The sequence below is a fragment of the Rhizobium ecuadorense genome, from assembly GCF_001187535.1.
In the GTDB taxonomy this organism is placed as follows: domain Bacteria; phylum Pseudomonadota; class Alphaproteobacteria; order Rhizobiales; family Rhizobiaceae; genus Rhizobium; species Rhizobium ecuadorense.
Genome location: NZ_LFIO01000386.1, coordinates 17,304 through 40,948, shown reverse-complemented (window position 1 = coordinate 40,948; position 23,645 = coordinate 17,304). Strand labels below are relative to the sequence as shown.

Below are 23,645 nucleotides of genomic sequence, written 5' to 3'. Positions count from 1 at the left end.
GAAATCCGATGTCGAAGACCGCTACCGATTTCAACGATCCGATCAATCTGCAGGTCATGTGGAACCGCTTGATCTTCATCGCCGACCAGGCAGACAACGTGCTCGGCAAGACGGCCTTCTCGCCGATCGTCCGCGAGAACCACGATTACGTTACCGTACTGCTCGACAGCAAGGGGCGGGCGCTTGCCCAGTGCACCTGGTCCATCCCCGTCTTCATCACCTCGCTGCCGGCCGCGGCCCAGAAATATTTCCTGCCGAAGTTTCCGGCCGAGACGCTTGCCGAAGGCGATGTCCTTGCGACCAACGATCCGGAGATCGGTACCGGTCATCTGCCCGATGTGACGATGATCACGCCGATCTTCAAGAACGGCAAGGTGGTCGCCTATGCCGGCTCGATCGCTCATCTGCCTGACATCGGCGGGGCGCCGCTTCATTCGGAGGCGAGCGACATTTTCGAGGAAGGCATCCGTTTCCCGATCGTCAAACTGCACAAGGCCGGCGTTCCCAATCAGGACGTTCTCGATATCATCGCCGCTTCGGTGCGGCTGCCGACCGAAGTCCAGGGCGATCTGGAATCGATGATCGCCGCCAACAATGTCATGGGCCGCGAACTGGTGAAGTTCCTCGATGAATACGGCCTTGACGATATCGACGGGCTCGCAGAGGCGATCCATTCCCGCTCGGAGGCGCAGACCCGCAAGGCGATCAAGGCGTGGCCGAATGGCCGCTATTCGGCGCAGATGACGCTGGACGGCTATGAGACCGACATCATCTTGAAGGCGACGGTCATCGTCAGCGACGATTCCATCCATGTGGATTACGCCGGCACATCCGATCAGGTTCTCCACTCGATCAACTGCCGCACCAACTATCGCTACGCCCATTCCGTCTATGCGCTGAAATGCCTGCTCGATCCCGATACGCCGAACAATGAGGGTTGCATCACGCCGATCACCGACGACGCGCCATTGGGCTCCGTTCTCAATCCGGAGCAGTGGACGGCGGGCAATTCCCGCAACCTGATCGGTCATGCGATCCCGTCCCTGATCTTCCGGGCGCTCGAAGGCGTGGTGCCCGACAAGGTCATGGGTGACAGCGGCGGCGCGCCCATATGGGCGGCCAACTGCGTCGGCCGCAGGGATGACGGTTCGCAATACGGATCGGTGCAGAATTTCCATGGCGGCCAAGGTGCCCGCGCGGAATTCGACGGCCTGGACACGCTGAGCTTCCCGTCGAACTGCAAGGTGACGGCCGTCGAAATGTTCGAAATCGCCGTGCCCGTGCTGATGGAGCGCAAGGAGCTCATCGCCGATTCCGGCGGCGCCGGCAAATATCGCGGCGGCCTGGGGCAGCGGGCAATCCTGCGCAATCTCGGCCGCTCGGCGATGAATATCTATCTCGCATCCGAGCGTGTCCGGCATCCCTGCTTCGGTGTCGTCGACGGGCAGGACGGCACTCCGGGCAAGGTCAGCAAGGAAGGCCGGCCGCAATTCCCGAAGGGCAAGGTCGTGCTGAAGACCGGCGAGCGGCTCGAAGTCGAAACGCCGGGCGGCGGTGGATGGGGCAGGGTGAGCGAGCGGCCGGCCGCCCTGATCGAGCAGGACCTTGCCGAAGGCCTGATCACCCCAAAGGCCGCGAAGCTTATATATGGCTATAAGGGCGCGGCCGCGGTGGCCGCGGAATAGGAGGAGCCATTATGGGCCTGTTGAGCGGAAAGATCGCACTCGTCACCGGGGCGGGAACGGGCATCGGTCGCGAAGCCGCGATCCTTCTTGCCGAGGAAGGCGCCACCGTCGTTCTCACAGGCCGCCGGATGGCGCCGCTGCGGGAGGTCGCCGGCCTCATCGAGAAGCGGGGCGGCAAGGCCTTTATCCGGCCTCTGAACATCGAATCGCGGCAGGAAATCTTCGAAAGCGTGAAGTGGATCAGGGACGGCATCGGCCCGGTCGATATCCTGGTCAACAATGCCGGCAGCGCGAGCAAGGTGCTGAACGCGCGGTTCCTCGGCGAAGAAGAGTGGAACTCCACGGTCAACGTCAATCTGACCGCCGTCTTCAACCTTACCCAGGCGGTCCTGCCCGACATGATCGCCAATGGCGGCGGCACGGTGATCACCGTCTCTTCGCTTGCGGCTCTCAATCCGAACCTTCTGGGCGGGGCGGCCTATGGCGCTGCGAAGGCGGGCGTGAAGAATTTCATGATCTTCGTTCACAACACCTATCGAAACCAGGGCATCCGGGCGACGACGATCCTTCCCGGCGAAACCAATACGCCGATCATGGATAACCGCGCACGGCCGCCGCTTGAAAGCGAGCGGGCAGTCATGCTCGATCCGCATGACGTGGCGAGGGCGATCGCGCTCTGCGCAAGCCTGCAGAAGGGCGCCGTCATCCCGGAGCTTCACATCTGCCCGACTTTCATGCGGGACACATCGGCCGATATCGAGACCGCGCGCTGGGTCGGCGCGCCGGCCGATACGCCCGACATGCCGAAACCCAGGAAATAGGAGGACACCATGAACGGCGCAAAGCTGCGCGCCCGGCTGCAGGCCGGCGAAGCCATCTCGATGTTTACGCCTCACCACTCCTCTTCGGGCCTGGCCGCCCGCCTGGTGGAACTGGGCGCGGATTCGGTCTTCGTCGACTGCGAGCATGGCACCTGGAGCTTCGAGGACGTCAGGATGACCTCCCAGATCGTCCGCTCGGTCGGCGGCGCTGCAATCGTCCGCCCGCATTCGCACGAACGTCCCGTCATCATCCGCTATTTGAATGCCGGCGCCGATGGGATCATGGTGCCGATGGTGGAGACTTCAGAACAGGCGCGCGCGATTGTCGATGCCGTCCGTTATGCCCTGCCATCCGATTACGAAAAGCGGCTGGTGATCGCCATGGTCGAGACGCAGGATGCGATCGCCAATCTGGACGAGATGCTTCGTGTCGATGGCATCGACGTGTTCTTCATCGGTCCCGGCGATCTCTCCCAGGATATCGGTTATCCGCCGGCTCCGCCGTTCGGCGAGCCGCGCCCGGCAGCTGTGACGGACGAGGTCGCCCGCGCCGTCGGCAAGATCCGCGCCGCGGGCAAGATTGCCGGTACGCTCGTGACCGCCGAGGAACTGCCGCATTGGCGGGAAAAGGGCGTGCAGTTCTTCTATATTCACTCGGACCCGTTCCTGCGCCGCGGCCTCGCCGGCGTCAGGCAGGCGCTTGCCTCATAGCACAAGCGCGCACCGTCGATATGGCGACATTCTTCCGTATCAGGACGTCTGGCGAAGCGCCGCGATGACGCGATCGGCCATGAAGGCGCAACGGGCGCCATCGAAGGGGAACAGCGCCGAGAATGCGCCGGACAGCCGTTTTTCAATCGACTGGCGCATCATTTTCCGCGCTCGGTGCAGCCGCGTCTTGGCGGTTTCGGGTCTTATGCCGAGGTGAGATGCGGCCTCGTCGGTGCTCATGCCCTCGACATCCCGCAGCACGAAGATGGCGCGAAAGTCATCCGGCAGTTCGTCGACCGCCTGTTCGAGCAGATGCCGCGCCTGGCTCCGCGACAGCTCGGTTTCCGGATCTGTCGCGGGTAAGGTTGGAAACTGCAATAGTTGTCCGCCCGCCGACGTCGCCTGCATGTCGATTTCCTCCAGTCCGGTGGTGTTCTTTTGCGCGCGTACCCGGCCCAGCGCCTCGTTGAGCGCAATTCGGGTCAGCCATGTCGAAAGCTCGGCCTCACCCCGGAACGTCGCCAGACTGGTAAAGGCCTTGATATAGGCGGCCTGGACGACATCTTCCGCCTCCGCATCGTTGCGGATGACGGCGCGTGCGGTGCGGAACAGTCGCTGATTGTGACGCTGGATGATGGCGCGGATGGCGGGCTCGTCGCCCATTTTTGCCAGCGGCACGAGGTCGGCGTCGGCAAGTGCCGATGGGAGCGCTCTGTGTCGAGTGACCGGAACTGGAATGGCTGTCATGGAAACCTCCGCTACGCCCTCTTTCCAGGAGCCCGGCCTATGGCCGGACGTCCAGTGTGCCCGTCATGGCGGGATGAAAGCGGCAGTAGAAATCGACCGCTCCCGCTCGGCCGATCGGCATGCGGCCCTCCGATTTCGGCGGCAGATCGATGTCGAAGCTTTTGTCGCGTGCCGTCGCCGTATGCCGGAATATATCATCGTTTCGCCAGACGATCATATCGCCGACGTGCAGCTCGGCTGGCGGCGCGCTGAATTTCATGCCCGCAATGGTCAGCTGATATTCCGCCGCGGCGGCAAACCCGCTGCCTGTCCAGAGCAACACAAACAGCAGCGGCAGCGATTTCATCAGCCAGCGCATCGCAAGTCTACTTCATCATCGAGGCAAGATGCTCGGCATGCATCTGGTGCTGCTTGAACAGGGTCAGGCCGGTTTCCAGGAGCGACTTGAGCTCTTTATTCTGAGCCGAGGGGATCAGCACCGTGGCAAGCGCTGAGTTGACCGACTTGTGATAGGCGACTTCGTTTTCGACATAGGCCTTGTCGAAAGCCGCACCGTCGAGAGCGCCGAGCGTCGTCAGTTCCTTGCTTGCCTCCGTCGACAGTGACTGGCTGATCTTGTTGTCCTCGGGCGTCACCTTCAGCTTCTTGACGAGGGCGAGCGCCTGATCGTTGACGGCCTTGTGATCGCGTTCCATCGTCTTGGCGAATTCGATGACTTCGGCATTCTTGCTTTTCTTCAATGCCTGTTCCGCGGCGGTGACGTCGATCTGCCCCGCGGTATAGGCGATATGGGCGATCTGAGGGGCGGTCGGCTTGGCATCGGCGGCGATCGAAACCGTGCCGAGCGAGGCCGCTATCAGGGCTGCACCGAAAATCTGTTTCAACATGATCTGTCTCCCTTGTGTCGTATGACGGAATGCCTTCCGCAGCGCCGGCGCGTCTTTGGAAGCAGGCATTGGATGCAGATCCGTCGAAAAGGTTCCCCGAAATTTTTACACAGGGCGGCAGCCTCTCATCGGCGTCGGCCGCCTATGTTTCAGTCTTTGCCGAGGAAGCGCTGCAGCACGATCGCGTGATTGTGCTGCAGGTCCTTCGCCGCATAGAGAAGCGTTGCGTCCGATTTTCCAATCTGGCGTTCGAGTTCTTCGACGGCCGACGCGTTCTTTTCGAGCTCGCCTTGGTAGCGGCGCTGGAACTCTGTCCATTTGGCGGGATCGTGCCCGAACCAGCGGCGCAGCGCCGGGCTCGGCGCCACCTCCTTCAGCCAGAGATCGACTGCCGCATCCTGCTTGCTCAGTCCGCGCGGCCAGAGCCTGTCGACGAGAATGCGGATGCCGTCCTTATCGTGCTTTGGTTCGTAGATTCGCTTGATGTGCACCGTCATTTGCTCAGCCGCATTGGTTTCAGAACCAGTTTTCGACCGAAGCGATGAGCAGGGACCTGGTTCCACCTTAAGACATATGGTTGCCAATTAGTCACAGTTGGCTGCCTCTGAGCTGTCACAATTGATTTTTCGCGTGTAACTGGTATTGCTCGCTCATCTACCGCTGATATTTTCCGATTCTCCCAATATTGCCAAAAGGATAAGTGATGCGAAAGCTGGCGCCGTTCGTCCTGGTTGCAGTTCTCAGTGCCTGCGCTCGGCCAGCCGACGGCCCGACGGCCGGTGGCTTCTACAACGCCACGGCACCTGGAACCAACGAGCGGATTCCTGTCGTCCGGCTTTCGGAAGCGCCGATGGGCTCGGTTTCGGCCGTCCCGCTTGCCTATGCCGCCTCCGATCCCGGCCTCACCGTCATGCGCTCAAGCGGATTTGCCGATACGAAACTCAGGCGCGGCGACGTCATCGAGGTGACGATCCTCGATCCCGGCGAGGATGGGCTTTTCTCCTCGACTGAGAGCAAGACCCTCAATCTCGGCCGCTTCACCGTCGATTCGACAGGCAATGTGACGCTTCCCTTCGTCGGCAAACAGCGCGTGGTGGATTCCTCGACCGAGGCGCTGCAGACACGCATCGTCACCGGCCTGAAGGGTTCGGCCGTCAATCCGCAAGCTGTCGTCACCGTGGTCGACAGGCCCTCCAGCGGCGTCACCGTCAATGGCGATGTGCGCTCCGCCGGCCGTTTCCCGCTGACCGCACGCAAGGAGCGCGTGCTTGACGCGGTCGCACTTGCCGGCGGCGCATCCTCCGCGCCGGGTTCGGCCACCGTCACGTTGATCCGCGGCAAGCAGCGCACCACCGTACCGCTGCAGCGCGTCATCGACGACAGCAAGCAGAACGTCTACCTGCTGCCGGATGATCAGATCTATGTCGACAAAGACGCCCCGACCTTCACCGCCTTCGGCGCCTTCAAGAGCGTCGGCGAGTTCGAATTCGAGCCGGGCAGACTGACGCTCGCCCAGGCGCTCGGCCGGGCGGGCGGCCTGCTCGACGACCGGGCCGATGCGAGCAATTTCTATGTGTTGCGCAATCAGCCGGTCTATACGCAGGTGGCGGCGGTGAACGCCAAGACTGCCGCGCCGGTCGTGGTCAGCAGCAAGCCGGTGATCTACCGCGTCAATATGAAGGACGTTTCCAATCTGGCGCTGATGCAGCGTTTCCAGATGATGGATGGCGATATCATCTACGCCAGCAATGCCAGCCTGGTCGATTTCGCCAAGCTCTTCAATGTCTACCAGAAGAGCGTACCGACGGCCGCTGCACCAATCCCCGGTTCGAGCGGAAATTAAACCTCTACAAGACGTTTCGCGGGGCCGCCGAGCAGATGCAAGGCGGCCTTCGCATTTTGGGGGCGCTCCTGAGGATCCCGTTCGGACAGGCGGACGGCCAGCGTTTCCAGCCCTTCGTCACGTTCCTTGCAATGACGTAGCAGCAGGGACAGCAGTCGCCCGGCTGAGTAGAGATCGGATCGCCCGTCGAGCGGTTCGCCGGCCGTCTGTTCGGGAGAGGCGAAATCCGGCCGGCCGGCAAAGGCGAGATCGAATTGGTCATGACGGCGTCCTGCCTCCAGCGCCACGCCGAAATCGGCGATCTTCAAACGGGAGAAATCGTCCTCGGCGGATAGAAGGTTGAGCGGCGACAGGTCGCAATGCACGAAACCGGCGGCATGGATCGCTTCCAGGCCGGAAAACATTGTCGTCATGACCGATGTCACCTCGCGAAGGGATAGCGGCCTCTGCTGCAAAAGCTCCGTGAGCCGGCTTCCGATCCATTCCATGACAAGGGCAGGGCGTCCGTCGGCAAGACGCAGAACGGTCTGCGTCGCGGCAATATGGGGATGACGGAGCGCCATGCCGATTTCAGCCTCACGCAGCATGAGTTTCCTAAGGATGGGATCGGCCGCATGCTCGGGCCGCGGCATCTTGATGGCGTGAACCGTTCCGAGATCGCGGTGGCGGGCGCGATGGATCTGGGTGAGCGCGCCCTCATGGACCAGCGCCTCGAGCGCGAAGCTGTTGGCGACGATCCCGCCATCGGCATCGCCAAGGCGGGCCTCGCCCCGGTCGAGCGCATCCCGGACCCGGTCTACCAGGATTTTCCTGGTCTCGGCTGGGCTCTGATTCAACGCCTGCCGGAGATGGGAGAAGCGTCGCGCGATCTCCTCATAATCCGCATCCTGAAGATCATGGCTCATCGGTTTTCACGTCGATCACGATGGCGCTGAGATTGTCGCGGCAATTGGCGATCAACCCCTCCTGGACGAGAATATCGGCCGCCTTCTCGATTCTTGCGGAAAGCAGGATCTCGGCGATGCTGCGCTCGGGGACGGCGCCTGTCAGCGGCGCGCTGCAGAGCAGGAGCCGGTCGCCGGCCTGCAATCCGCCGGAGAGGACTTCGGGAATAAGATGCCCGCGCAGGCCGATGGCGCGCGACAGTGTGCGCTTCAGGCCGATCTCCACATGGTCCCGGGTGAGGCAGCGCATCATGCCGTCCCGCAGCAGATAGCAGCGGGCATCGCCGACCCAGAGCAAGGCGCAGCTCGCCTGAAGCGTGGCCAGCACGACGATGCTGGCGGCCGACGGCTCGCGATTCTCGGAAAGATAGGCCGATTGAAGCAGGCCATGGGCACGGCCGAGCTTGCCTTTGACCTCCTGTACCAGGGCCTCGATCGTCTCGTGCCCGGCAGCTTCGGCCAAGATATGAACGGCGATCTTGCCGGCATCTGCGGCAGCGTTGCCGTCACCAACGCCATCGGCGACGGCGAAGAGCGAGGGCGTTTCCGAAACGAGCAGCGCGTCGGCATTGACGGTAAGCCGCGTGCCGGCATGCGTGGCATGGCTGTGCTGAAGCACCAGAGGATGATGCGGTTCGACGATGACGGGACGCGGGGTTGTTTCGGGTTGCGGGGCTGCCGAAGCGGCGGGGGAGTTGTCGTGCAGCAGCTTCGGAAAATGCTCCGGCTCCGGGGCGCCGCTGACACCAAACCCCTTTGCCCGCCGCTCCTCAGGGTCGATCCGCCACCAGATCGAGCCTCGGGTGGACGCCCTGTCCTGCAGTATCTCGTTTTCGGCGAGGTCGGCCGGACGCAAGGTCCGCAGCCGCTTCAGGTTTGCGGTGAAATGATTGATGTCGAAGTCACGCTTGGCCGAGCTTTCGGCGATTGCCTCGGCCGCCGTAAACCACGTGTCGTCGAGATAGAGCTGGCGCGGATGCTCGGTAAAGTCATGAAGCTGGGCGGCGATGACGAGCGGAAAGCTGCGCCCGACGCGATCGAGGCTTGGCAGCAGAACGCCTGCAATGGTTGCCGGCCCCCAAAGGCCGCGTTCGACGATGAAACGCCATGCCGGCATGGTGCGAAACCGGCGTTCCCAATCCTCGCCGAGTTCCTGCCGCACCGCTTGCAGCCCGGCTTGTAGCCAGGCGTCGAGCGCGGATTGCAGGTTGCGGCCCAAGCCCATCGAAACGAAATCGCCATGGCTCGGCAGCTTGCCGAAGAAGCCGATCCTGTCGGCTTCAGCAGGATTTCGCTCGAGGGTGGCGCGCTCGTTCATCTCAGGCCGATCAGAATTGCACCGGGCATGAGAAGGCGCCGAGCGCCTCCAGCCGGAATGGATTGAGCACCGAACCGAACTGCACGTCGAACTCCGCCGCTCGGCCATCCTGCTGAAATTTTGCCCGGAAGAGATCGTCGCCCTGCACTGTGACATTGGCATCGTCGAAAAGGCGGAAGGGCGACCAGTCGCCATTCTCCGTCAGGGCCTGCTGCCATCCGCCCGGCTGGAAGGCGATGCGCGAAGCGTTGCTCGCTTCCGTCGACGGCCAGGTGATTGATTTCGACTGGATCGGGCCGTGGAAATAGACGACGCGTTCGCCTTCGATCTCAAGCATCACGGCGCTGGCGGCATCGGTCAGCGAGACCGGCTTGACGTTGATCGTGATCGACGGATCCTTGCTGCCGGCCGGGAAGAAGGCGCGGTTGATCTTGTCGGCATTCTCGAACTGGGCGATCGCCGCGCTCGGAATGCTCGCCGCGCCGAACGTGCCCTTCCAGCCCCATGGCGAGGCGCTGGTATCGACGAAGGCTTCGAGCTTCTCCTTGAAGAAGGTCTTGAACAGCCCTTCGGGGCCGAACAGCCTGATGAAATCGCTCATCGCCACGTCGCGAGGGGATTTTCGGTCGAAGGGATAACGGCCGGCAACGACGTTCGAGCAGAAGCCGGCGCCTTCCGCGGCCCAGGCGCCGCTGATGCGCGAACGGGCGGATTTGACCGCCAGCGACCCGACATCCGCGGCCAGCCCCGCCATCCAGGTATCGACCGGTGCGGGCAGCTTGCGGGCCTGCTGCAGCAGGTCCTGATTGGCGTCGGTCAGCTGGCTGTCGACGTCGAAGACTTTCGCGACTTCCGCGGTAGAGGTCGTCGCCCGCGAAAGCTGCTCCTGCACCCTCTGCAGGATCGGCTCGAGCTCCCCGATCTCCGATCGCGGCGCCTCCTTCGATTGGTCGGCAAGCGGCGACTGACCAGCCGGCGACGTCAGCGCGTCGCGCAGGCGGCCGAATGGATCGGGCGCATTCGCCGCACTGGCAAGCGCCGTGGTGGAATCCGGTAGGCTGTCGCTGGCGGCCGAGGCGATTTCGGCGCCGGGTCCGCGCAGATCGGTGGCGGCGGCGATCGATTTCGCGATCGTCTCGACTGGTCCCGGTTTGCCCGCCAGGATGCGGGTGGTTTCCGCCGCATCGCCGATCGTCTGCGAGGGTTTGACCTTGATATCGGCGAGCAGCGTCGACCAGCGCTGCTCGAAATTGTCGAAGTAGAGCTGAAGTGTGGCCTGGGCGACGGTGTCGACCGTGACGCCGGCGGGATTGGGATCGCCGCGCACCCATTGCTCGTCGAGCGCCTCGCGCGCGGCGTCGCTGATCTCGGGCAGAACGACGGTGCGGTAGCCGGTCGCGGAGAAAAGGCCGGGGATGCTTTCGCTGAGCGGCGCCTTGGAGCTGCGCTCGAAGGCCTGTTCGCCGAGCGGACCCAGCGCGCCGGCCGGGCTCCAGCCGGGAAGGGCGCGGGAGTGGCGGTATTCGGCCAGGACGTCATAGGCGCGGCTGGCGATGTTCTGCGAACGGATGATCGCGCGGGCCTTGGCGATCAGTGCCTTGTCGAGCTCGATCGGCGGCAGCGCGCCGCGCGCCATGGCTTCGGCATGGGCGATCAGCGCCTTGCGGGCCGCGGCCCTGCCTTCGTCGGGATAGAGCCTGGTGAACATGTCCTCCGCCTCCAGCGAGGCAAAGTCGGCATTCACCGGGCCGAGACCGCCGAGCATGCCGTAGAGTTTCAGCGCGTCGAAGGTTCTGTTGATGTCGGTGGTTTCGGTCATCTCCTTCTGGAGCCGCACCAGCATGCGCGGCAGAAGCAGCGTGTTCAGCGCCCGCTGATAGGCCTCGCGCTGGCGGCTCGCGACCTTGCCTTCCTGGTCGAGGCCGAGGCTCACCGGCCAGACGCGGGTCCTGGAGAAATCGGTGGTGACGGCGGCGAGATTGTCGAGCGCCGGCAGGATGCGCAGGAAATCCGCATCCGAGACGTCGCGCACCGGCACGCCGCGCACCAGCTGCTCATAGGCGTCGATGCGTCTGTCCGCCCCGGCGAGCGCCGTGGTGTTCTGGAAGTAGGTCGCCGTCCAACTCGTCAGCACCACGGCCAGCAGCAGCACCGCGCTTGCGTAAGCGGCGCGGCGGAAGAACAACTGCCGGCCGGACAGCCGCTTGTCGCGGGCAACCAGCGAGGCCTCGCCGAAGATCACCTCCTTGAAGAGACGCGAAAGGAAATAGCTGCGCCGCATGCGGGGGGCGGCAGCCGTCTCGTCTCTCTGTGTGCCGGAGGCGAAATAGATGCCGCGCAACAGCGGCGCTTCCACCAGTTTCGAACCGGAGCAAAGCTCGGTCATCACCTCCTGCAGGCGCTCTTTCAAAGAGACGAGCTCGGCCGGGAAGCGGAAGATGCGGCCGCGCAGCTCAGGATTGGGCTCCTGCTGCAGGCGCTCGATCAGCATGGCGTCGACGCGCTGCTGCAGCAGGGTGAATTCCTCCATGAAGCGTTCCGGCAGATTTGATGCCTTGTAGCTCTCGTCGAGCCCGAAGGTCGTGCCCCAGACCTGCTCGCGGTCGCTTTTGTTGAAACCGTCGAAGAACTCGACGAAGCCGGTCAGGAGATCGGCCTTGGTCAGGAGCAGATAGACCGGCACGCGCGCATGCAGGAGTTCGTCGAGTTCGGACAGCCGCTGGCGGATCGCCCTGATCTCCTCGCGCTGGGCTTCGGCATCGCGCGTCAAGAGATCGCCGATCGACAGCGTCACCAGCGCGCCGTTGATCGGCTGCGAACGGCGGTATTTCCTGAGCAGGCCGAGAAAGCCTTCCCAGCCGGCCTTGGCGGTGCCGTTCAGATCGTCCTGCGTCGTGTAGCGGCCGGCGGTATCGATGAGGATCGCCTCGTCGGTGAACCACCAATTACAGTTGCGCGTGCCGCCGATCCCCTGCACCGAATTGCTGCCGAGTGCATCGCCGAGCGGGAATTTCAAGCCGGAATTGGTGAGCGCCGTCGTCTTGCCGGAGCCGGGCGCGCCGAAGATGACGTACCAGGGCAGCTCGTAGATATAGCCGAAGCGCCTCTTGGTGATGCGGCGCAGGAGCTGCAGCGCTTCCTTGAGCCGGCCATGAATTTCGCCGACCTCGGCCTGCTGGCTCGCCGCTGCTTCGGCTTCGGCGTCCCGCTCGATCCCATCGACAAGCTGCTTGTCGCGGCGGCGGTCGCGGATCACGGTGAAGAGGAGATAGGCGAGCCAGGCAGCGAGGACGATGCCGATCAGCGTCAGCCGCGCCGACGCGCTCGCCAGCGGCTTGAAATCGCCATAGGCGGCAAGATAGCCGTAGAACCAGATGACGACGCAGATTGCCGCCACCCATATGATCGAAATGAAGCGGCGGCCGAGGAGGCCGGCATAGGCCTCCACATAGGAGCGCAGCGTGTAGAAATAACTTAAAGGGTTCATCGCGAAGCGCCTCCTGCGGCGGGCGACAGTTCAGGGGCCGTTTCAGCCTCGATCGGCGGTGTCTTGAGACCGGCATCGCTCAGCCGCTCGCTCGGATCGGTCAGCACCAGGATCTCGGTGCGGCGGTTCATCTCCCGGCCCTCCTGCGTGTCGTTGCCGGCGATCGGATCGCTGTCGGCGCGTCCCTCGGTCAGGATTGCACCCGGCCCGGTGAAGGACGCCAGGATGTCGCCGACCGCCTTGGCGCGGGCTTCCGATAGATGCCAGTTGGAGGGGAACTGGATCGTGCGGATCGGCACATTGTCCGTATAGCCCACGACGACGGCGCGGAATTTCTCCGCGGCGAGCGCGCCGCCGATGCGCTGCAGGAGATCGTGGAACTTCTCACTGACCTCGGCGCTGCCGGTGGCAAACAGACCTGAGTTGCTGATGCGGACCAGGAGCCTGCCGTTCGAATCCGAGAGTGTGACCAGCTTCTTCTCGACCTCCGGTTGGAGGAAGGCGAGCAGATTGTCGAGCCGGCTTGGCGGCTTCACCTGTGGTGGCGGAGGTGGCGGCGGCGTTTGCGCGACGACGACAGGCGGCGGTTCGCGCGGAGGCTCTGGAATCTTGACCAGCACGCTCGGTGTCTCGCGCGGCGGCAGGTTGGCAAGGCGCTCGAACGTGCCGTCGGAGGCGCGGTTCAGCGAGAGCGTGAAGAACAGGTAGCCGAACGCCAGGATCAGCGTCAGGACGGAAAGCAGCGTCCAGAGGGCGGCGGCGGTGCGCAGCGGCTGGTGCCGGGCGGACACGCCTTTCCAATGCGGGGAAAGCTCGCGCTCGAAGACGCCGTATTGGCCGAGCAGCGTCTTATAGAGACTGTCGCGGATGCGCGCGAGCTCCAGCCCGCCACGCGCGGAAACGCGGGTGCGGCCCTCGAAGGCGAGCGACAGGCAGAGGTAGATGAGGAGCAGCAGGTCCTTGTTGGCGCCGGGGCTCTGGTGGAAATGGTCGAGCAGGTCGAACACGCGTTCGCCGCCGGTCACGTCCATATGGAAGGTGGAGACAAGCCCCGAGCGAGCCCAGCCGGCGCGCACGCCCCAGGGCTTGCTGAGCACGACATCGTCGACCGTCGCGCAGACGACGTAATGGGCGGCACGCGCCCGCTCGGGGCTGATGCGGGCGCTCGCCAGATCCCGCTCGTAGCGGCCGACGGCTTCGATTGCCAGTGCTCGCAGTGCCTCGATATCAGGCTGCTCTTCGGTGTAGCGCAGGCCGTGGGCAAGGTTGAGGAGCGGCGCTGCCGAGCGCACAAGCGTCGGCACGTCTTCGGCGCCGAAGCGGAAATCCTTGACGAGTGTCTCGACCGATACTGCGCCCTTCGCAGGCGCTGCCGCCGTTCCATTCTCGCTTTCGGGGAAATCGAGGACGTCATCCAGCATCTCCGCCATCTTGCGGGCGGATTGCCTTTTCTTGGTGCCGTCCTCGGTGAGTTCGACGACGGTCGGCAGGTTCTGCCAGGAGGCGGGGTCGGTCTTCATTCTCTAAGGGCCCATAGTTCGATTTCGAGCCCGGGGAAATCGCCGGCGAGATGCACGGCGATGGCGCCCGAAGTATCGAGTTGTTTCCAGAGCGGGTTCTTGGTGTCGAGTTCGAAATAGATGGTGCCGGAGCGATAGGGCAGCTGGCGCGGCAGCACCGGCAGCGGCCGCACGGGAATGCCCGGCAGCGCCACGTTGACGAGATCGGCAATGCGCTCGACCGGACCGACCTTGATCTGCGCCGGCAGCTTGCGGCGCACCTCCTCGGCCGGCATCTCGGCCCGCACCGCCAGCACGAAGCCGGCATCGCGAAGCAGTGTGCGGTCGTTGATCGTGCCGATCCTGACACCATGCCGGCGTTCGGCAAGCTCGATCGCCACGGCCGCCTGTTCGAGCACTGAGGAAAGCGAGGCTCTGAGATCGTCGAAGACTGCCGCAAATGTCGCCTTCAGGTCGTCATGCCGATAGGGCGGGAAGTCGCTGGCGCGCTTGCGCTCGGTGGTGAAGGTGGCGAGTTCGCCGGCAAGCTGGATGCAGTTCTCGTAAAAGACGATTGGGTGGGTCCGCGTCGCATTGGCCGAGATATGTTTCAGCATCGGATCGGCGCGGTTGAGGATCTGCAGCAGCAGGTAGTCGCCGACCTCCGCCGTACCGCGAATGGTGGGATCGCCGATCCGTTCGGCGATTGCCTCGGCGCGATGGCGCACGATGCCGAGAAGCTCGGTGATCAGCTCGTTCAGCCGCCCCGCGGCCGTGCAGTTGAGGCTTGGCAGGATATAATCCGGGTCGAGGATCACGGCCCTGTCGGAGCGCACCTCGATGATCCTGGCAAGCCCGATCAGCTCGTAGCCGGCAAGCTCGTCGCCGGTCCTGAGGTAACGCAGGCTGAGGCGGCCGACATCGATCGGCGCCATGAAGTCGGTCTCGACATTGGCGTCGGGCGCCTCATAGGGTGAAGCCACGAGCCGGACGCTGTTGCGCGCGGCGCCGCCGTTCAATGCCACATCGGCCTTGCCCGGCTGGCGGGCGGGAAGGGCGAGGTAGACGATTGCGTTTTTGGTGTTCTCGTCGAGATCGAGCGGCGGCGGCAGGTCCGTATCGATCGGGGCTTCGAACGGCGTGCCGTCGGGCAGGACGCCGCGCAGGTTCGAGAGCGCGAACTGGCCGATCGCCAGCGCGCCGCGGTCGATGCCGATTTCCGATATGCCCCAGGGATAGGGCGACAGGCCCTGTGTGGCGGTGCGCACGAGCCGCTCGGTCCAGCGGTCCGCCTGCTGAAAATGCTGCACGCGAAGGAACATGCCTTCGCTCCAGGCCACCCGGTTCTCATTCCTCATGATGCGCGTCTTGTCCTTCCTGCCTGTCTTGCGGGCGAAGCCCTGCGTCTCTGCCGTTCACTGCATCCGTCATCGCGTCACGGAAAACGTCCTGAAACGACCGGTCTTTGCCGTCCTTTTCGAATTGCGCCCGGTAGGCCCGCCAATAGCTCTGCTCCCTGCGCCCGGGCAGTCGCCAGGCGTTCGTCTGCACCTGCGCCTCTACGCTGCGAGGCTCCAGTCGGCCCGCCGCTTGAACGACGGCTTCGAGCGCGGAACCGAGCTTCAGCTGTTGCCCGAGCAGAATTTCGATGCGGGCAAGGAGTGCTTCCTCCCTGCTACCGGCCAGGAAATCCGCCTGCCTGGCAGCGGCCGGCACTTTCATCTCGAAAACGGCGTAGCTATTCTCGACAGCCTCTTCGAGCCGGTTGAGCAAAGGCTCCAGGCGCTCGGCGAAGGCTTCGGGCCGGCCGATCGCAAGCGCTGGAAAATCCTCGGTTTCGCCCTGCGGATCGTTGTCGTTGACGATTTCGACCACCGGCGTAGCCCGACGCTGGGCGATCGGGACGGCGACATGGGTGGCGGAACCATGCTCCAGGTGGCTGCCGTAATCGGTCTCCTCCGAATTCCAGTCCTCCGGCAGAAGCTGGGTAACCGAGCGGATCTCCGGAGGGCCGCTCCAGCCGATCTCGACATTGCGGGATGAGGCCGCACCTTTCTTCCCGCTCGTTTCCGGAAAGGCCCAGTCATCGCTCCTACGCTCGCCGAGAATGCCGCTTGCGGTTCGGCCGCCCGGAGCGATATCGGCCAGGATCGCGGAAATGGTCAGCGGTTCGTCGCTCAGCACCAGACCGGCATCGGGATCCTCGATCTCACGGTCGCTTTCCCCGGATATGTGGACGGAAAAGGCAAGTCCGCCCATCTCCAGCCGCGACCTGTCGGAAAGCCTGGCGATCTGGCCCTCGTGGACGGAGACGCCGTCGACCCGCGAGCCGTTGGCGCTCTGGTCGCGCAGCAGGAAACCCTCGCGGTCGCGCTCAATGATGCAATGGAGCTTGGAGATGGAGCGCCGATCCTCCGGCAGCTGCCAGTCGCAATCGGGCGCCCGGCCGAGCGTGCGCCGGCCGCGTTCGAAAAACCATTTCGAGCGGCCGGCCGGCGCTGCCACATTGCTGGTGATCTCTCTCAGTTCGAGCCGCATCCTTGCCTCCCTCACCGCATCTCTGCCGACAGGCGTTCGACGATCACCGCATCGCCGCTGTCTTTCGCCGCCGGCGCGACCCTCGCCCAGCTGTTCCAGCCCAGGCGCGGCGGATCGCCGGCCTGTCCGAGCTGGCAGAAGGGAACGTCCTCCTTCTTCAGGATGGCCTGGATGTCGAATTCGAGCGCCGAGCCGACATAGAGCCGCGTCAGCGCGAAGAGCTCGGTAATGGCGCGCCCGCCCGGTGCGAGCGAGAGGTAGTCGGCATAGCCGAGCGGACCGATGACGACGCGAAAACCGCCGCTGAAATCGTGGATCGCAGCACCCGCCGTCGCATTGACGCCAAGCTGCACGCCCTGCGGCTGACCCATGCGGCTGCGCTCTGCCGCCGGAATGGCCAGCCAGCGGCCGCGGAACAATTCGATCTCCACCGGCAGGCCGCTGAATTCGGTCAGCATGGCGCGCAGATTGACGGCATTGCGGTTGCGCGCGGCGAAGAAGCCGGAAAAACGCAGGATCAGCTCTTCGTCGACGCCGCTCTGTTCGACGAGCCGCTTGGTGCCGAAGCCGGTGAGCGAGAGCAGCGTGGTGACGAAGGCATTGCTGGACCAGGTGCCGCCCCAGCGCAGCCGCCGGGCGATGCGGTATTTCTCGCAGGCGTCAGCGAAGAGTTCCGCCATCCGCGCGCCGAACAGGTCGAAGAAGCCCGCCAGCGCCCGCGACCGGTTGCGCTCCTCGCGCATGACGAGTTCGTTATAGGCCGACGGCATCGAGCCGAGCGCGCCGACGAGGCCGGCAAGCGCGCTGCGGACGGTGGCGCGGCCGGCCTTGCGGCTGTATCCGCTGACAGCAAGCGGCGCCGGCGAGACGCCGACATGGGAGGCGACGTCAAGCCGTCCTTCGCCGACCGATGCCTGCGCGACGCGGAAAGCCGTCACTGGCTCGAAGCGGCCGGGGTCGCGTTCGAGCAGGTCGGTAAGCGCGTCTGGCTTGCTGGCGGCTTGCATGTCCATGATTGGCTGGCGGTCCTTTCCTCAGAGAAGCGGGCGTTCGGCGGCGCGTGCCGGCCATCGGGCGATCGGTCTCGATTGTCCCTTCATGCCGATGGTGAGCCGGGTGAAGCTGTTGACCGAGGTATAGACGCTGAAAAAGCGGTCGAGCACGCTGCCGAACAGGAAGGCCGAAGGCCGGTCGATGGCGGCGGGATCGAATTCCAGCGTGATCTCGGTGCCGGGCACCATGCCGCCGCTGCCGAGACGGGCGGTCGAATTGGCGGCCTTGATCCTGACCAGCGCGTCGACGAATTGCTTGGTCTCGGGGCTGTCACGGAAAGCGTAGAGCGACAGGATATCCTTGAGCGCCGCGCCGCCATTGTCGAAGAGCGAGAGATGGTTGAGCACGAGATGCGAGATCAGCCGCCAGTTCCGCCCTTCCTGATCGGCCATCCGCACCGAAGGTGTCGGCGGGATCAGCGCCTCGACGCCCGCCATCGCCTCATGGCCGGAGGCAAGCTGCAGGAAAGGATGGCCGCCGCCGAAGGGAAGCTGTTCCGGCAGGTCGCGGTTGAGGCAGAGCGTGTCGACGCTTGCGACCGCATCGACGGGACCCGCGGAGCGGCGCTGCCGGTCGACGAAGGCGATATCCATGTCGCTGGTCCTGTCGTCTTCGTCGAAACGACGATAGGCCTGCCAGTAGGTCGCGCTCGTGCCTGCCCGCTGCGACCGTCCGAAGAACGGCTGGCAGAACTCCTCCTGGCCGCGCGATCCGGTGAGCAGAACGCGGTCGATCGAATAGATCTCGCGGGTCTTCTGGCGCCGCGCATCGGGCAGAAGGCGGTATTCCGTGCGGGTGCCGTCGATGGCGATCGGCTCGCAGACCTGGCGAAAAAGGTTGACGACGGGCGTCGCATTGAGGGCGAAATCGCGGACCGACACTGCCCGTTCGAGCTTCGCGTCGCTTTCCCTGAGATAGACGAAGAGTTCCAGCGTCTCGCCCGTCCAGGCATCGAGTCCTTCGATGTCGAGAAAGAGAAACTTTCGGGGCAGCGCGAAAAATTCGGTGAGCAGCCGGTAGCCGGTGAAGCTCGGCGCCGGATAGGGCAGCATCGCCTCTTCGGGCTCGAAGCCGACGGGCTTGAGATTGTCAGCCGGCAGGAAGACCGGCGAGCGGTCGTCGGCATGTTTGGCAAGCGCGATGCCGAGCGTGTGATTGGCAAGCAGTTCGTAGATCGCCACCGCCTGCTGCCAGGGGGAGGGAATGTGCAGGCGCAGCCGGCTGATGCCGAGGCTGCCGAGAGGCTTTCGGGCATCCAGGGAGCGAATGGAAAGCCTAAGGCAGCCGGCAACCCCGGCGTGGGGCGAAAGCGGCGCATTGATCGGCTGGCCGGAAAGGCTGGCGCCTGTAATTTCGATCGGCGCCATCTCGACGTCCTGCGTGGTGCGGAAGCGGCAGGCTTCCCCTCTCACCGGCTCTGCCAGCACCTCAGTATGGCGCGGCACCGTCTGGACGGAGGCGAGCGTATCGCTTGGCCGGAACCTGATGATGCTCATCGAGGGCAGCGGCGCGAGATAATGCGGATAGAGCGTTTCGAGCAGGCCGTCGGTCAGTTCGGGAAATTCGTCGTCCAGCTTCTGGCGGACGCGGGCGGCCGAATAGGCGAAACTCTGGATCAGGCGTTCCACATGCGGATCGTCGGCGACGTCGCCGGTCATACGCAGCCGGCCGGCGATCTTCGGGAAGGCATCGGCAAAGCGCGCGGCGCGGCGGCGCAGCGCCAGCAACTCCTCATTGTAACGGTGGAGGAAACCTTCAGCCATTGCCTGCCTCCACGAGGAAGCGCTGGGTCGACGGATCGATGGTCGATTCGAAGCTGATCGGCGGCATGCCTTCATGCAGGCGGAAGGTCGCCTGGATGCGCATGCGCAGCGCCCGCTCGGTCATCGTCCGGCTTTTCAGGATCGTCACCCTGACATCGGCAAGCCGCGTCTCGAACAGCGCAATGCGCCGCTCGATCGCTGCCGCCAGCCTGAGCTTAGCCTGGTCGGTCATCAGATTGGCCGAGACGATGCCGTCGACGCCGTAGCTCACCAGGGCGTCCTTCAGTTCGGAAAGCGCGGCCGGCGGGGTGGTCGGGGAGCGCCGTGTGTTGAGCAGCGCCTCCAGATCGCGGCGGATGGCCTCCCTGACCTCGCGGACCTGGTCGACGAAGCTCACCGGCGGATCGACGGCGCGATCCGGAGCCTCGTCGATCAGCCTGTCGAGGATCGAGCGGGACAGAACGCGGTCGCGCAGCCGGTAGCGTTCGAGCGGATCAACCATGCGCGGCCTGCCTGCCGGCCGAGACCGCCGGTACGATCTCCAGACTTTGGGTATCGTGGAAGGAGACGAGTTCGTCGCCGGCGAGGAAACAACGCTGGCCGCGGCCGGTGGTGATGCCCGTGGGTTCTTCGATCCAATCGGTCTCGCGGCCGAGCCTGAGCGTCGCATCCTTGCTTGTGCCATGATAGACCGCCGGCAGAAGCACCGACGCGGCTGCGCCGTCGACCAGCGTCAGTTCAGCGCGGCGGAAGGCGAGATCGCGCGGGCGGGCAATCGGCTCGATCGACAGGGCTGATATCTTGGCGAAGTCGATCCACAGATAGCCGCCGCCGGTCATGATGACTTCGAGAGCGTGCGGCGTGCGATCATCGAGGTCGCGGAAATCGGAGACCGCCTTGCCGTTCCAGATCAGCGGATGTTCGCCTCGGAGATTCTCCAGCGCATCGAGCTGGGTCCTCGTCTCTTCCGCATTGCCGTCGCGATGGGCGATGCCGAGGCGGATGGCGAGCTTGTCGAGCTCGCTCGGCCCCTGCGGAAATTCCGGCACGGCGGAGCTCGTAAACCAGGCGTCGCGCGCCGCCATCGCCCGAAGTTCGTTGCGCAGCAAGGCGAAGCCCATCGTCGCGTCGGGAGAAAGCGTGGCTGCAAGGCTGCATTGATTGTCGGCACGCTCATAATCGCCGGCAAGCACGAGAAGATCGATATAGAGATGGCGCGCCACCTGATCCGAGGGCTTGGCCTTCAGATGCGCCTTGGCCTCCTCGAGCGCCTCCTCAAGGGCGTTGTCGCTGAGCGATTGGGCGATGCTGGCGGAAAGCGTCATGCGGACATCCTCTCGGGGATAGTGACCGGGCGGCTCAGGATCTGGCCCGTGGTTGCGGTCTCGGCGATGAGATGGAAGCTCGTGGCGACATCATCGAGCTGGAAATGCGGCTGCAGCCGGACCGTACAGGAGAAGCTGCCGGGCTTGCCCGGGATCTCGGCGACGCCGATGCCGGCGGAGCGCAGCGGAAACCGCGTGCGCAAGGCAATGTCGGCATCGTCGTTTCCGAGCGTATAGGCGGTCAGCCAATCCATAAGCTTGCGCTCGATCGAGATCGCATCGGAGAGCTGGCCGATTTCGTCGCGCATGATGACCTTGAGATAATGCGCGAAGCGCGAGGCGCAGAGCACATATTGCAGCATGGCGGCGAGGCGGGCGTTCTGGCGGGCATGCTCGTTGGAATAATGCGGCGGCGCATGCAGCGACTGATTGGAATTGAAGATCGCCGAAGAGGAGAGATAGGTGGTGGCGGCAGGAATGATGCCGAGCTCGCAAAGCTGCTGCTCCTGGCCGCTGGTCAGGTGGATTTCCAACGGCGCCTGGGCGGAAAGTCCGTTGCTCTCCGTGCCGAAATCATAAGGCGGCAATTCGGCTGCGCTCAGCAGGCCGCCGTCGACCGCATCCTGCGTGACGCCGCGGATTTCGGCGAACCAGCCGGAGGTGATGAAATTGCGGATGACGACGGTCCCAAAGGCAAAAGCGGCGTTGCCCCAGAGGAGCGAGCTGCCGTCGGCGGCGATGCTTTCGCGGAAGGGAAAGCCGTCATTGCGATCGCGTGCATGCGGCGTCAGCGGCGAGCGCATCAGGATGCGCGGGGCGGCGAGCCCGAGGAAACGCGAATCCTCGCTGGCGCGAAGGCTGTTCCAGCGGATGCGGGCCGTCTCGGTGGCGAGCCAGGAAAAGTCGCTGACGCGGTTCAGCTCGTGAAAGTCCTCAAGCCCGATCGACAACGGCGCGGCACCGGCGACGAAAGGGCAGAAAGCAGCGGCGGCCACCATGCCGATCTGCGACAGTGTGCTGACGGGATCGCCGTCGGCGGGATCGGCGGGAGAAAGATGATAATCGCCGATCAGCAGACCGAAGGGCTCGCCGCCCGGCATGCCGAACTCGCGGCTGTAGATCAGTTCGAAGAGGTGGCTCTGGTCGAAATCGCTGGCGCGCTCCATGCTGCGCGCGAGCTCGCGCCAGCTGACGCTGAGCAGTTTGACCTTCACCTCGCCGCTGCGGCTTGCCTCGCGCACGAGCATGGCAAGGCCACGCCATCTCGCCTCCATCGCCTGAAAATCGGGATGGTGGAGGATGACATTGACTTGCCTGTTCAACGCCTCGTCGATCAGCGTAATCAGCTGATCCGCCCGGCGCCGCCATTCAGTGCTGGAACCCATCGTCGACCTGACCAAATGTTTCGGAAGAGTTTGGCGCGGCGGTTTCAGCCGCGCCGGACCCTGATGTCATCAGTTCTTCGAGGGAATCCGGGCGACCATGCGCAGCGAGGTGGTCAATTCCTCCATCTGCAGCCACGGGCGCATCCAGGCGACGGCATTGTAAGCGCCCGGCCTGCCGGGAATTTCCTGGACGGTGACTTTCGCCTCGCGCAGCGGATATTTCGCCCGCGACTCCTCGCCGGCGTCGTCATTGGCGTTGACGTAGTTGGAGATCCAGCGATTGAGCCAGGCCTCGCAATCTTCCGCTTCCATGAAGGAGCCGATCTTATCGCGGCCCATGACCTTGAGGTAATGGGCAAAGCGCGAGGTCGCCATCATATAGGGCAGGCGGGCTGAAACGGCCGCATTGGCGGTCGCCTCCGGCCGGTCGTAGAGTTTTGGCCGGTGCGCCGTCTGCGCTCCGAAGAACACGGCATAGTCGGTATTCTTGTAGTGGCAGAGCGGCAGGAAGCCGAGCTTGCCGAGTTCGGCGTCGCGGCGATCGGTGATGCCGACTTCCGTCGGGCATTTCAGGTCGAGATCGCCGTCATCGCTGGAGAAGATGTGCATCGGCAGGCCTTCGACCTTGCCGCCGTTTTCCGCGCCACGAATGGCCGTGCACCAGCCGTTCTTGGCGAAGGCTTCGGTCAGGCGCGTGCCCATCACATAGGCCGCGTTCATCCAGCAGTAGGAGCCGTGCGGCAGTTCGCCGGTCTTGGAACCGCCGGTTTCGTCGAAATTGAACTCCTCGATCGGGCTGGTTTTCGGGCCGTAGGGCATGCGGGCCAGCACGCGCGGCATGGCGAGCGTCACGAAGCGGGAATCGTCGCTCTCGCGCAGGCTGCGCCACTTGGCATATTCTACCGTCTCGAAGATCTTTTCGAGATCGCGGGGTTTTGCCAGCTCGCGGAAATCCTCGAAGCCGAACATGCGCGGGCTGGCGGCCGAGATGAACGGGGCGAAGGCGGCGGCGGCGATCATCGACACGCCCTGCAGGAGCTGTACGTCGTCGAAGGAATTGTCGAATTCATAATCGCCGATCAGCGCGCCCATCGGCTCGCCGCCCGGTGTGCCGAACTCGTCTTCATAAACCGACTTGAAAAGCCTGGACTGGTCGAATTCGACGGCCTTGGCCAGATCCTTGGCGACATCGCGCTTGGAGGCATTGAGCACGCGGATCTTCAGATTGGCGCTGGTCTCGCTGTTCTTGACCAGATAGTTCAAGCCGCGCCAGGCGCCTTCGAGCTTGGTGAACTCAGGCGACTGCATGATTGCCGCAAGCTGGCTCGATATCGCCTTGTCGATCTCGGCAATGGCATTGTTCAGGGTGATCGTCAGATTGCGATCATAGGTGACGGTGCCCTTGAGGGCTTGATCGGTCAGCGTGCGCAGCAGATCCTGCGCACGGTCGGGCTCGGTCTGGCGGGTTGCCGCAACGACCTTCGAGAGCAGGTTCTCATCAGGCGCGAACCCTGCCTCTTCCTTTGTCTGCAATTGCGTTTCAGCAGTCATCTATCGATCCTTTTTGCGAAAGCGGCGGCCCTCGAAGCATGAGGGGTTCCCTTCAAAAGGGGCCGCGCCGGACAACGACTTTTCAGGA

The 23,645-nt window shown here is 64.1% G+C and carries 20 protein-coding genes; 4 read left to right on the top strand and 16 right to left on the bottom strand.

The genetic code is table 11. The features are described from left to right. The first annotated feature begins 8 nt into the window (after window positions 1–8). From AF337_RS10115 to AF337_RS10105, 3 genes are read left to right on the top strand one after another with little or no spacing between them, the layout of a single operon-like run. On the top strand, window positions 9–1,685 hold the full coding sequence (locus AF337_RS10115; protein WP_049732083.1) for a hydantoinase B/oxoprolinase family protein: 1,677 nt from the start codon (window positions 9–11) through the stop codon (window positions 1,683–1,685). Between the two features lie 11 nt (window positions 1,686–1,696). Beyond that, the gene (locus AF337_RS10110; RefSeq protein ID WP_049732082.1) at window positions 1,697–2,506 is read left to right on the top strand and encodes an SDR family oxidoreductase; all 810 of its coding nucleotides are present in this window, start codon (window positions 1,697–1,699) and stop codon (window positions 2,504–2,506) included. A gap of 9 nt (window positions 2,507–2,515) precedes the next feature. Further along, window positions 2,516–3,217 (top strand): HpcH/HpaI aldolase family protein, encoded by a 702-nt coding sequence (locus AF337_RS10105; RefSeq protein WP_049732081.1) that lies wholly within the window; start codon window positions 2,516–2,518, stop codon window positions 3,215–3,217. 39 nt (window positions 3,218–3,256) lie between these two features. On the opposite strand, the gene AF337_RS10100 is transcribed toward AF337_RS10105, so the two are convergent. The 4 genes from AF337_RS10100 to AF337_RS10085 form a co-directional block, all read right to left on the bottom strand. Then, on the bottom strand, window positions 3,257–3,964 hold the full coding sequence (locus AF337_RS10100) for an RNA polymerase sigma factor (protein ID WP_049732080.1): 708 nt from the start codon (window positions 3,962–3,964) through the stop codon (window positions 3,257–3,259). Between the two features lie 37 nt (window positions 3,965–4,001). Continuing rightward, window positions 4,002–4,322, bottom strand: a complete 321-nt coding sequence (locus AF337_RS10095) for a cupredoxin domain-containing protein (protein ID WP_049732079.1) — start codon at window positions 4,320–4,322, stop codon at window positions 4,002–4,004. A 7-nt stretch (window positions 4,323–4,329) separates the two neighbouring features. Next, on the bottom strand, window positions 4,330–4,851 hold the full coding sequence (locus tag AF337_RS10090; RefSeq protein WP_049732078.1) for a DUF4142 domain-containing protein: 522 nt from the start codon (window positions 4,849–4,851) through the stop codon (window positions 4,330–4,332). A 149-nt stretch (window positions 4,852–5,000) separates the two neighbouring features. After that, window positions 5,001–5,348 carry a DUF488 domain-containing protein gene (locus AF337_RS10085; protein WP_049732077.1) on the bottom strand — a complete coding sequence of 116 codons (348 nt, stop codon included), beginning with the start codon at window positions 5,346–5,348 and terminating at the stop codon, window positions 5,001–5,003. 206 nt (window positions 5,349–5,554) lie between these two features. Here AF337_RS10085 and AF337_RS10080 point away from each other — a divergent pair, with 206 nt between their 5' ends. Beyond that, window positions 5,555–6,694 carry a polysaccharide biosynthesis/export family protein gene (locus AF337_RS10080; protein WP_049732076.1) on the top strand — a complete coding sequence of 380 codons (1,140 nt, stop codon included), beginning with the start codon at window positions 5,555–5,557 and terminating at the stop codon, window positions 6,692–6,694. Here AF337_RS10080 and AF337_RS10075 read toward each other — a convergent pair. The 12 genes from AF337_RS10075 to tssC (AF337_RS10020) are packed head-to-tail and all read right to left on the bottom strand — an operon-like array spanning window position 6,691 to window position 23,557. Next, window positions 6,691–7,599 (bottom strand): serine/threonine-protein kinase, encoded by a 909-nt coding sequence (locus tag AF337_RS10075; RefSeq protein WP_049732075.1) that lies wholly within the window; start codon window positions 7,597–7,599, stop codon window positions 6,691–6,693. The genes AF337_RS10080 and AF337_RS10075 overlap by 4 nt on opposite strands. Continuing rightward, a complete protein-coding gene (gene tagF, locus AF337_RS10070) occupies window positions 7,589–8,956 on the bottom strand; it encodes a type VI secretion system-associated protein TagF (RefSeq protein ID WP_049732074.1) in 1,368 nt (455 codons plus the stop codon). Before tagF ends, AF337_RS10075 begins: the two co-directional genes overlap by 11 nt. Window positions 8,957–8,966: 10 nt before the next feature. Continuing rightward, window positions 8,967–12,443 (bottom strand): type VI secretion system membrane subunit TssM, encoded by a 3,477-nt coding sequence (tssM, locus tag AF337_RS10065; RefSeq protein WP_049732073.1) that lies wholly within the window; start codon window positions 12,441–12,443, stop codon window positions 8,967–8,969. Further along, on the bottom strand, window positions 12,440–13,963 hold the full coding sequence (tssL, locus tag AF337_RS10060; protein ID WP_049732072.1) for a type VI secretion system protein TssL, long form: 1,524 nt from the start codon (window positions 13,961–13,963) through the stop codon (window positions 12,440–12,442). The genes tssM and tssL overlap by 4 nt, the downstream gene beginning before the upstream one ends. Next, window positions 13,960–15,300 (bottom strand): type VI secretion system baseplate subunit TssK, encoded by a 1,341-nt coding sequence (gene tssK / locus AF337_RS10055; RefSeq protein ID WP_049732071.1) that lies wholly within the window; start codon window positions 15,298–15,300, stop codon window positions 13,960–13,962. Before tssK ends, tssL begins: the two co-directional genes overlap by 4 nt. Next, window positions 15,290–16,480, bottom strand: coding sequence for a type VI secretion system-associated FHA domain protein (locus AF337_RS10050; RefSeq protein WP_049732070.1), 1,191 nt, complete (start codon window positions 16,478–16,480; stop codon window positions 15,290–15,292). The genes tssK and AF337_RS10050 overlap by 11 nt, the downstream gene beginning before the upstream one ends. Window positions 16,481–16,491: 11 nt before the next feature. Next, a complete protein-coding gene (tssG, locus tag AF337_RS10045) occupies window positions 16,492–17,493 on the bottom strand; it encodes a type VI secretion system baseplate subunit TssG (RefSeq protein ID WP_049732069.1) in 1,002 nt (333 codons plus the stop codon). A gap of 21 nt (window positions 17,494–17,514) precedes the next feature. Next, window positions 17,515–19,296, bottom strand: a complete 1,782-nt coding sequence (gene tssF, locus AF337_RS10040; RefSeq protein WP_049732068.1) for a type VI secretion system baseplate subunit TssF — start codon at window positions 19,294–19,296, stop codon at window positions 17,515–17,517. Next, the gene (tssE, locus tag AF337_RS10035; RefSeq protein WP_049732067.1) at window positions 19,289–19,798 is read right to left on the bottom strand and encodes a type VI secretion system baseplate subunit TssE; all 510 of its coding nucleotides are present in this window, start codon (window positions 19,796–19,798) and stop codon (window positions 19,289–19,291) included. Before tssE ends, tssF begins: the two co-directional genes overlap by 8 nt. After that, window positions 19,791–20,621, bottom strand: coding sequence for a type VI secretion system accessory protein TagJ (locus tag AF337_RS10030; protein WP_049732066.1), 831 nt, complete (start codon window positions 20,619–20,621; stop codon window positions 19,791–19,793). The genes tssE and AF337_RS10030 overlap by 8 nt, the downstream gene beginning before the upstream one ends. Beyond that, the gene (gene tssC, locus AF337_RS10025; protein ID WP_280138839.1) at window positions 20,618–22,054 is read right to left on the bottom strand and encodes a type VI secretion system contractile sheath large subunit; all 1,437 of its coding nucleotides are present in this window, start codon (window positions 22,052–22,054) and stop codon (window positions 20,618–20,620) included. The genes AF337_RS10030 and tssC (AF337_RS10025) overlap by 4 nt, the downstream gene beginning before the upstream one ends. A 21-nt stretch (window positions 22,055–22,075) precedes the next feature. Further along, on the bottom strand, window positions 22,076–23,557 hold the full coding sequence (tssC, locus tag AF337_RS10020; RefSeq protein ID WP_049732064.1) for a type VI secretion system contractile sheath large subunit: 1,482 nt from the start codon (window positions 23,555–23,557) through the stop codon (window positions 22,076–22,078). Between the last annotated feature and the right edge of the window lie 88 nt (window positions 23,558–23,645).

Bases quoted from the DNA above. Each gene is read 5' to 3' on its own strand.
- AF337_RS10115 (WP_049732083.1), top strand. From the start codon at position 9: ATGTCGAAGACCGCTACCGATTTCAACGATCCGATCAATCTGCAGGTC.
- AF337_RS10110 (WP_049732082.1), top strand. From the start codon at position 1,697: ATGGGCCTGTTGAGCGGAAAGATCGCACTCGTCACCGGGGCGGGAACG.
- AF337_RS10105 (WP_049732081.1), top strand. From the start codon at position 2,516: ATGAACGGCGCAAAGCTGCGCGCCCGGCTGCAGGCCGGCGAAGCCATC.
- AF337_RS10100 (WP_049732080.1), bottom strand. From the start codon at position 3,964: ATGACAGCCATTCCAGTTCCGGTCACTCGACACAGAGCGCTCCCATCG.
- AF337_RS10095 (WP_049732079.1), bottom strand. From the start codon at position 4,322: ATGCGCTGGCTGATGAAATCGCTGCCGCTGCTGTTTGTGTTGCTCTGG.
- AF337_RS10090 (WP_049732078.1), bottom strand. From the start codon at position 4,851: ATGTTGAAACAGATTTTCGGTGCAGCCCTGATAGCGGCCTCGCTCGGC.
- AF337_RS10085 (WP_049732077.1), bottom strand. From the start codon at position 5,348: ATGACGGTGCACATCAAGCGAATCTACGAACCAAAGCACGATAAGGAC.
- AF337_RS10080 (WP_049732076.1), top strand. From the start codon at position 5,555: ATGCGAAAGCTGGCGCCGTTCGTCCTGGTTGCAGTTCTCAGTGCCTGC.
- AF337_RS10075 (WP_049732075.1), bottom strand. From the start codon at position 7,599: ATGAGCCATGATCTTCAGGATGCGGATTATGAGGAGATCGCGCGACGC.
- tagF (WP_049732074.1), bottom strand. From the start codon at position 8,956: ATGAACGAGCGCGCCACCCTCGAGCGAAATCCTGCTGAAGCCGACAGG.
- tssM (WP_049732073.1), bottom strand. From the start codon at position 12,443: ATGAACCCTTTAAGTTATTTCTACACGCTGCGCTCCTATGTGGAGGCC.
- tssL (WP_049732072.1), bottom strand. From the start codon at position 13,963: ATGAAGACCGACCCCGCCTCCTGGCAGAACCTGCCGACCGTCGTCGAA.
- tssK (WP_049732071.1), bottom strand. From the start codon at position 15,300: ATGAGGAATGAGAACCGGGTGGCCTGGAGCGAAGGCATGTTCCTTCGC.
- AF337_RS10050 (WP_049732070.1), bottom strand. From the start codon at position 16,480: ATGCGGCTCGAACTGAGAGAGATCACCAGCAATGTGGCAGCGCCGGCC.
- tssG (WP_049732069.1), bottom strand. From the start codon at position 17,493: ATGGACATGCAAGCCGCCAGCAAGCCAGACGCGCTTACCGACCTGCTC.
- tssF (WP_049732068.1), bottom strand. From the start codon at position 19,296: ATGGCTGAAGGTTTCCTCCACCGTTACAATGAGGAGTTGCTGGCGCTG.
- tssE (WP_049732067.1), bottom strand. From the start codon at position 19,798: ATGGTTGATCCGCTCGAACGCTACCGGCTGCGCGACCGCGTTCTGTCC.
- AF337_RS10030 (WP_049732066.1), bottom strand. From the start codon at position 20,621: ATGACGCTTTCCGCCAGCATCGCCCAATCGCTCAGCGACAACGCCCTT.
- tssC (WP_049732064.1), bottom strand. From the start codon at position 23,557: ATGACTGCTGAAACGCAATTGCAGACAAAGGAAGAGGCAGGGTTCGCG.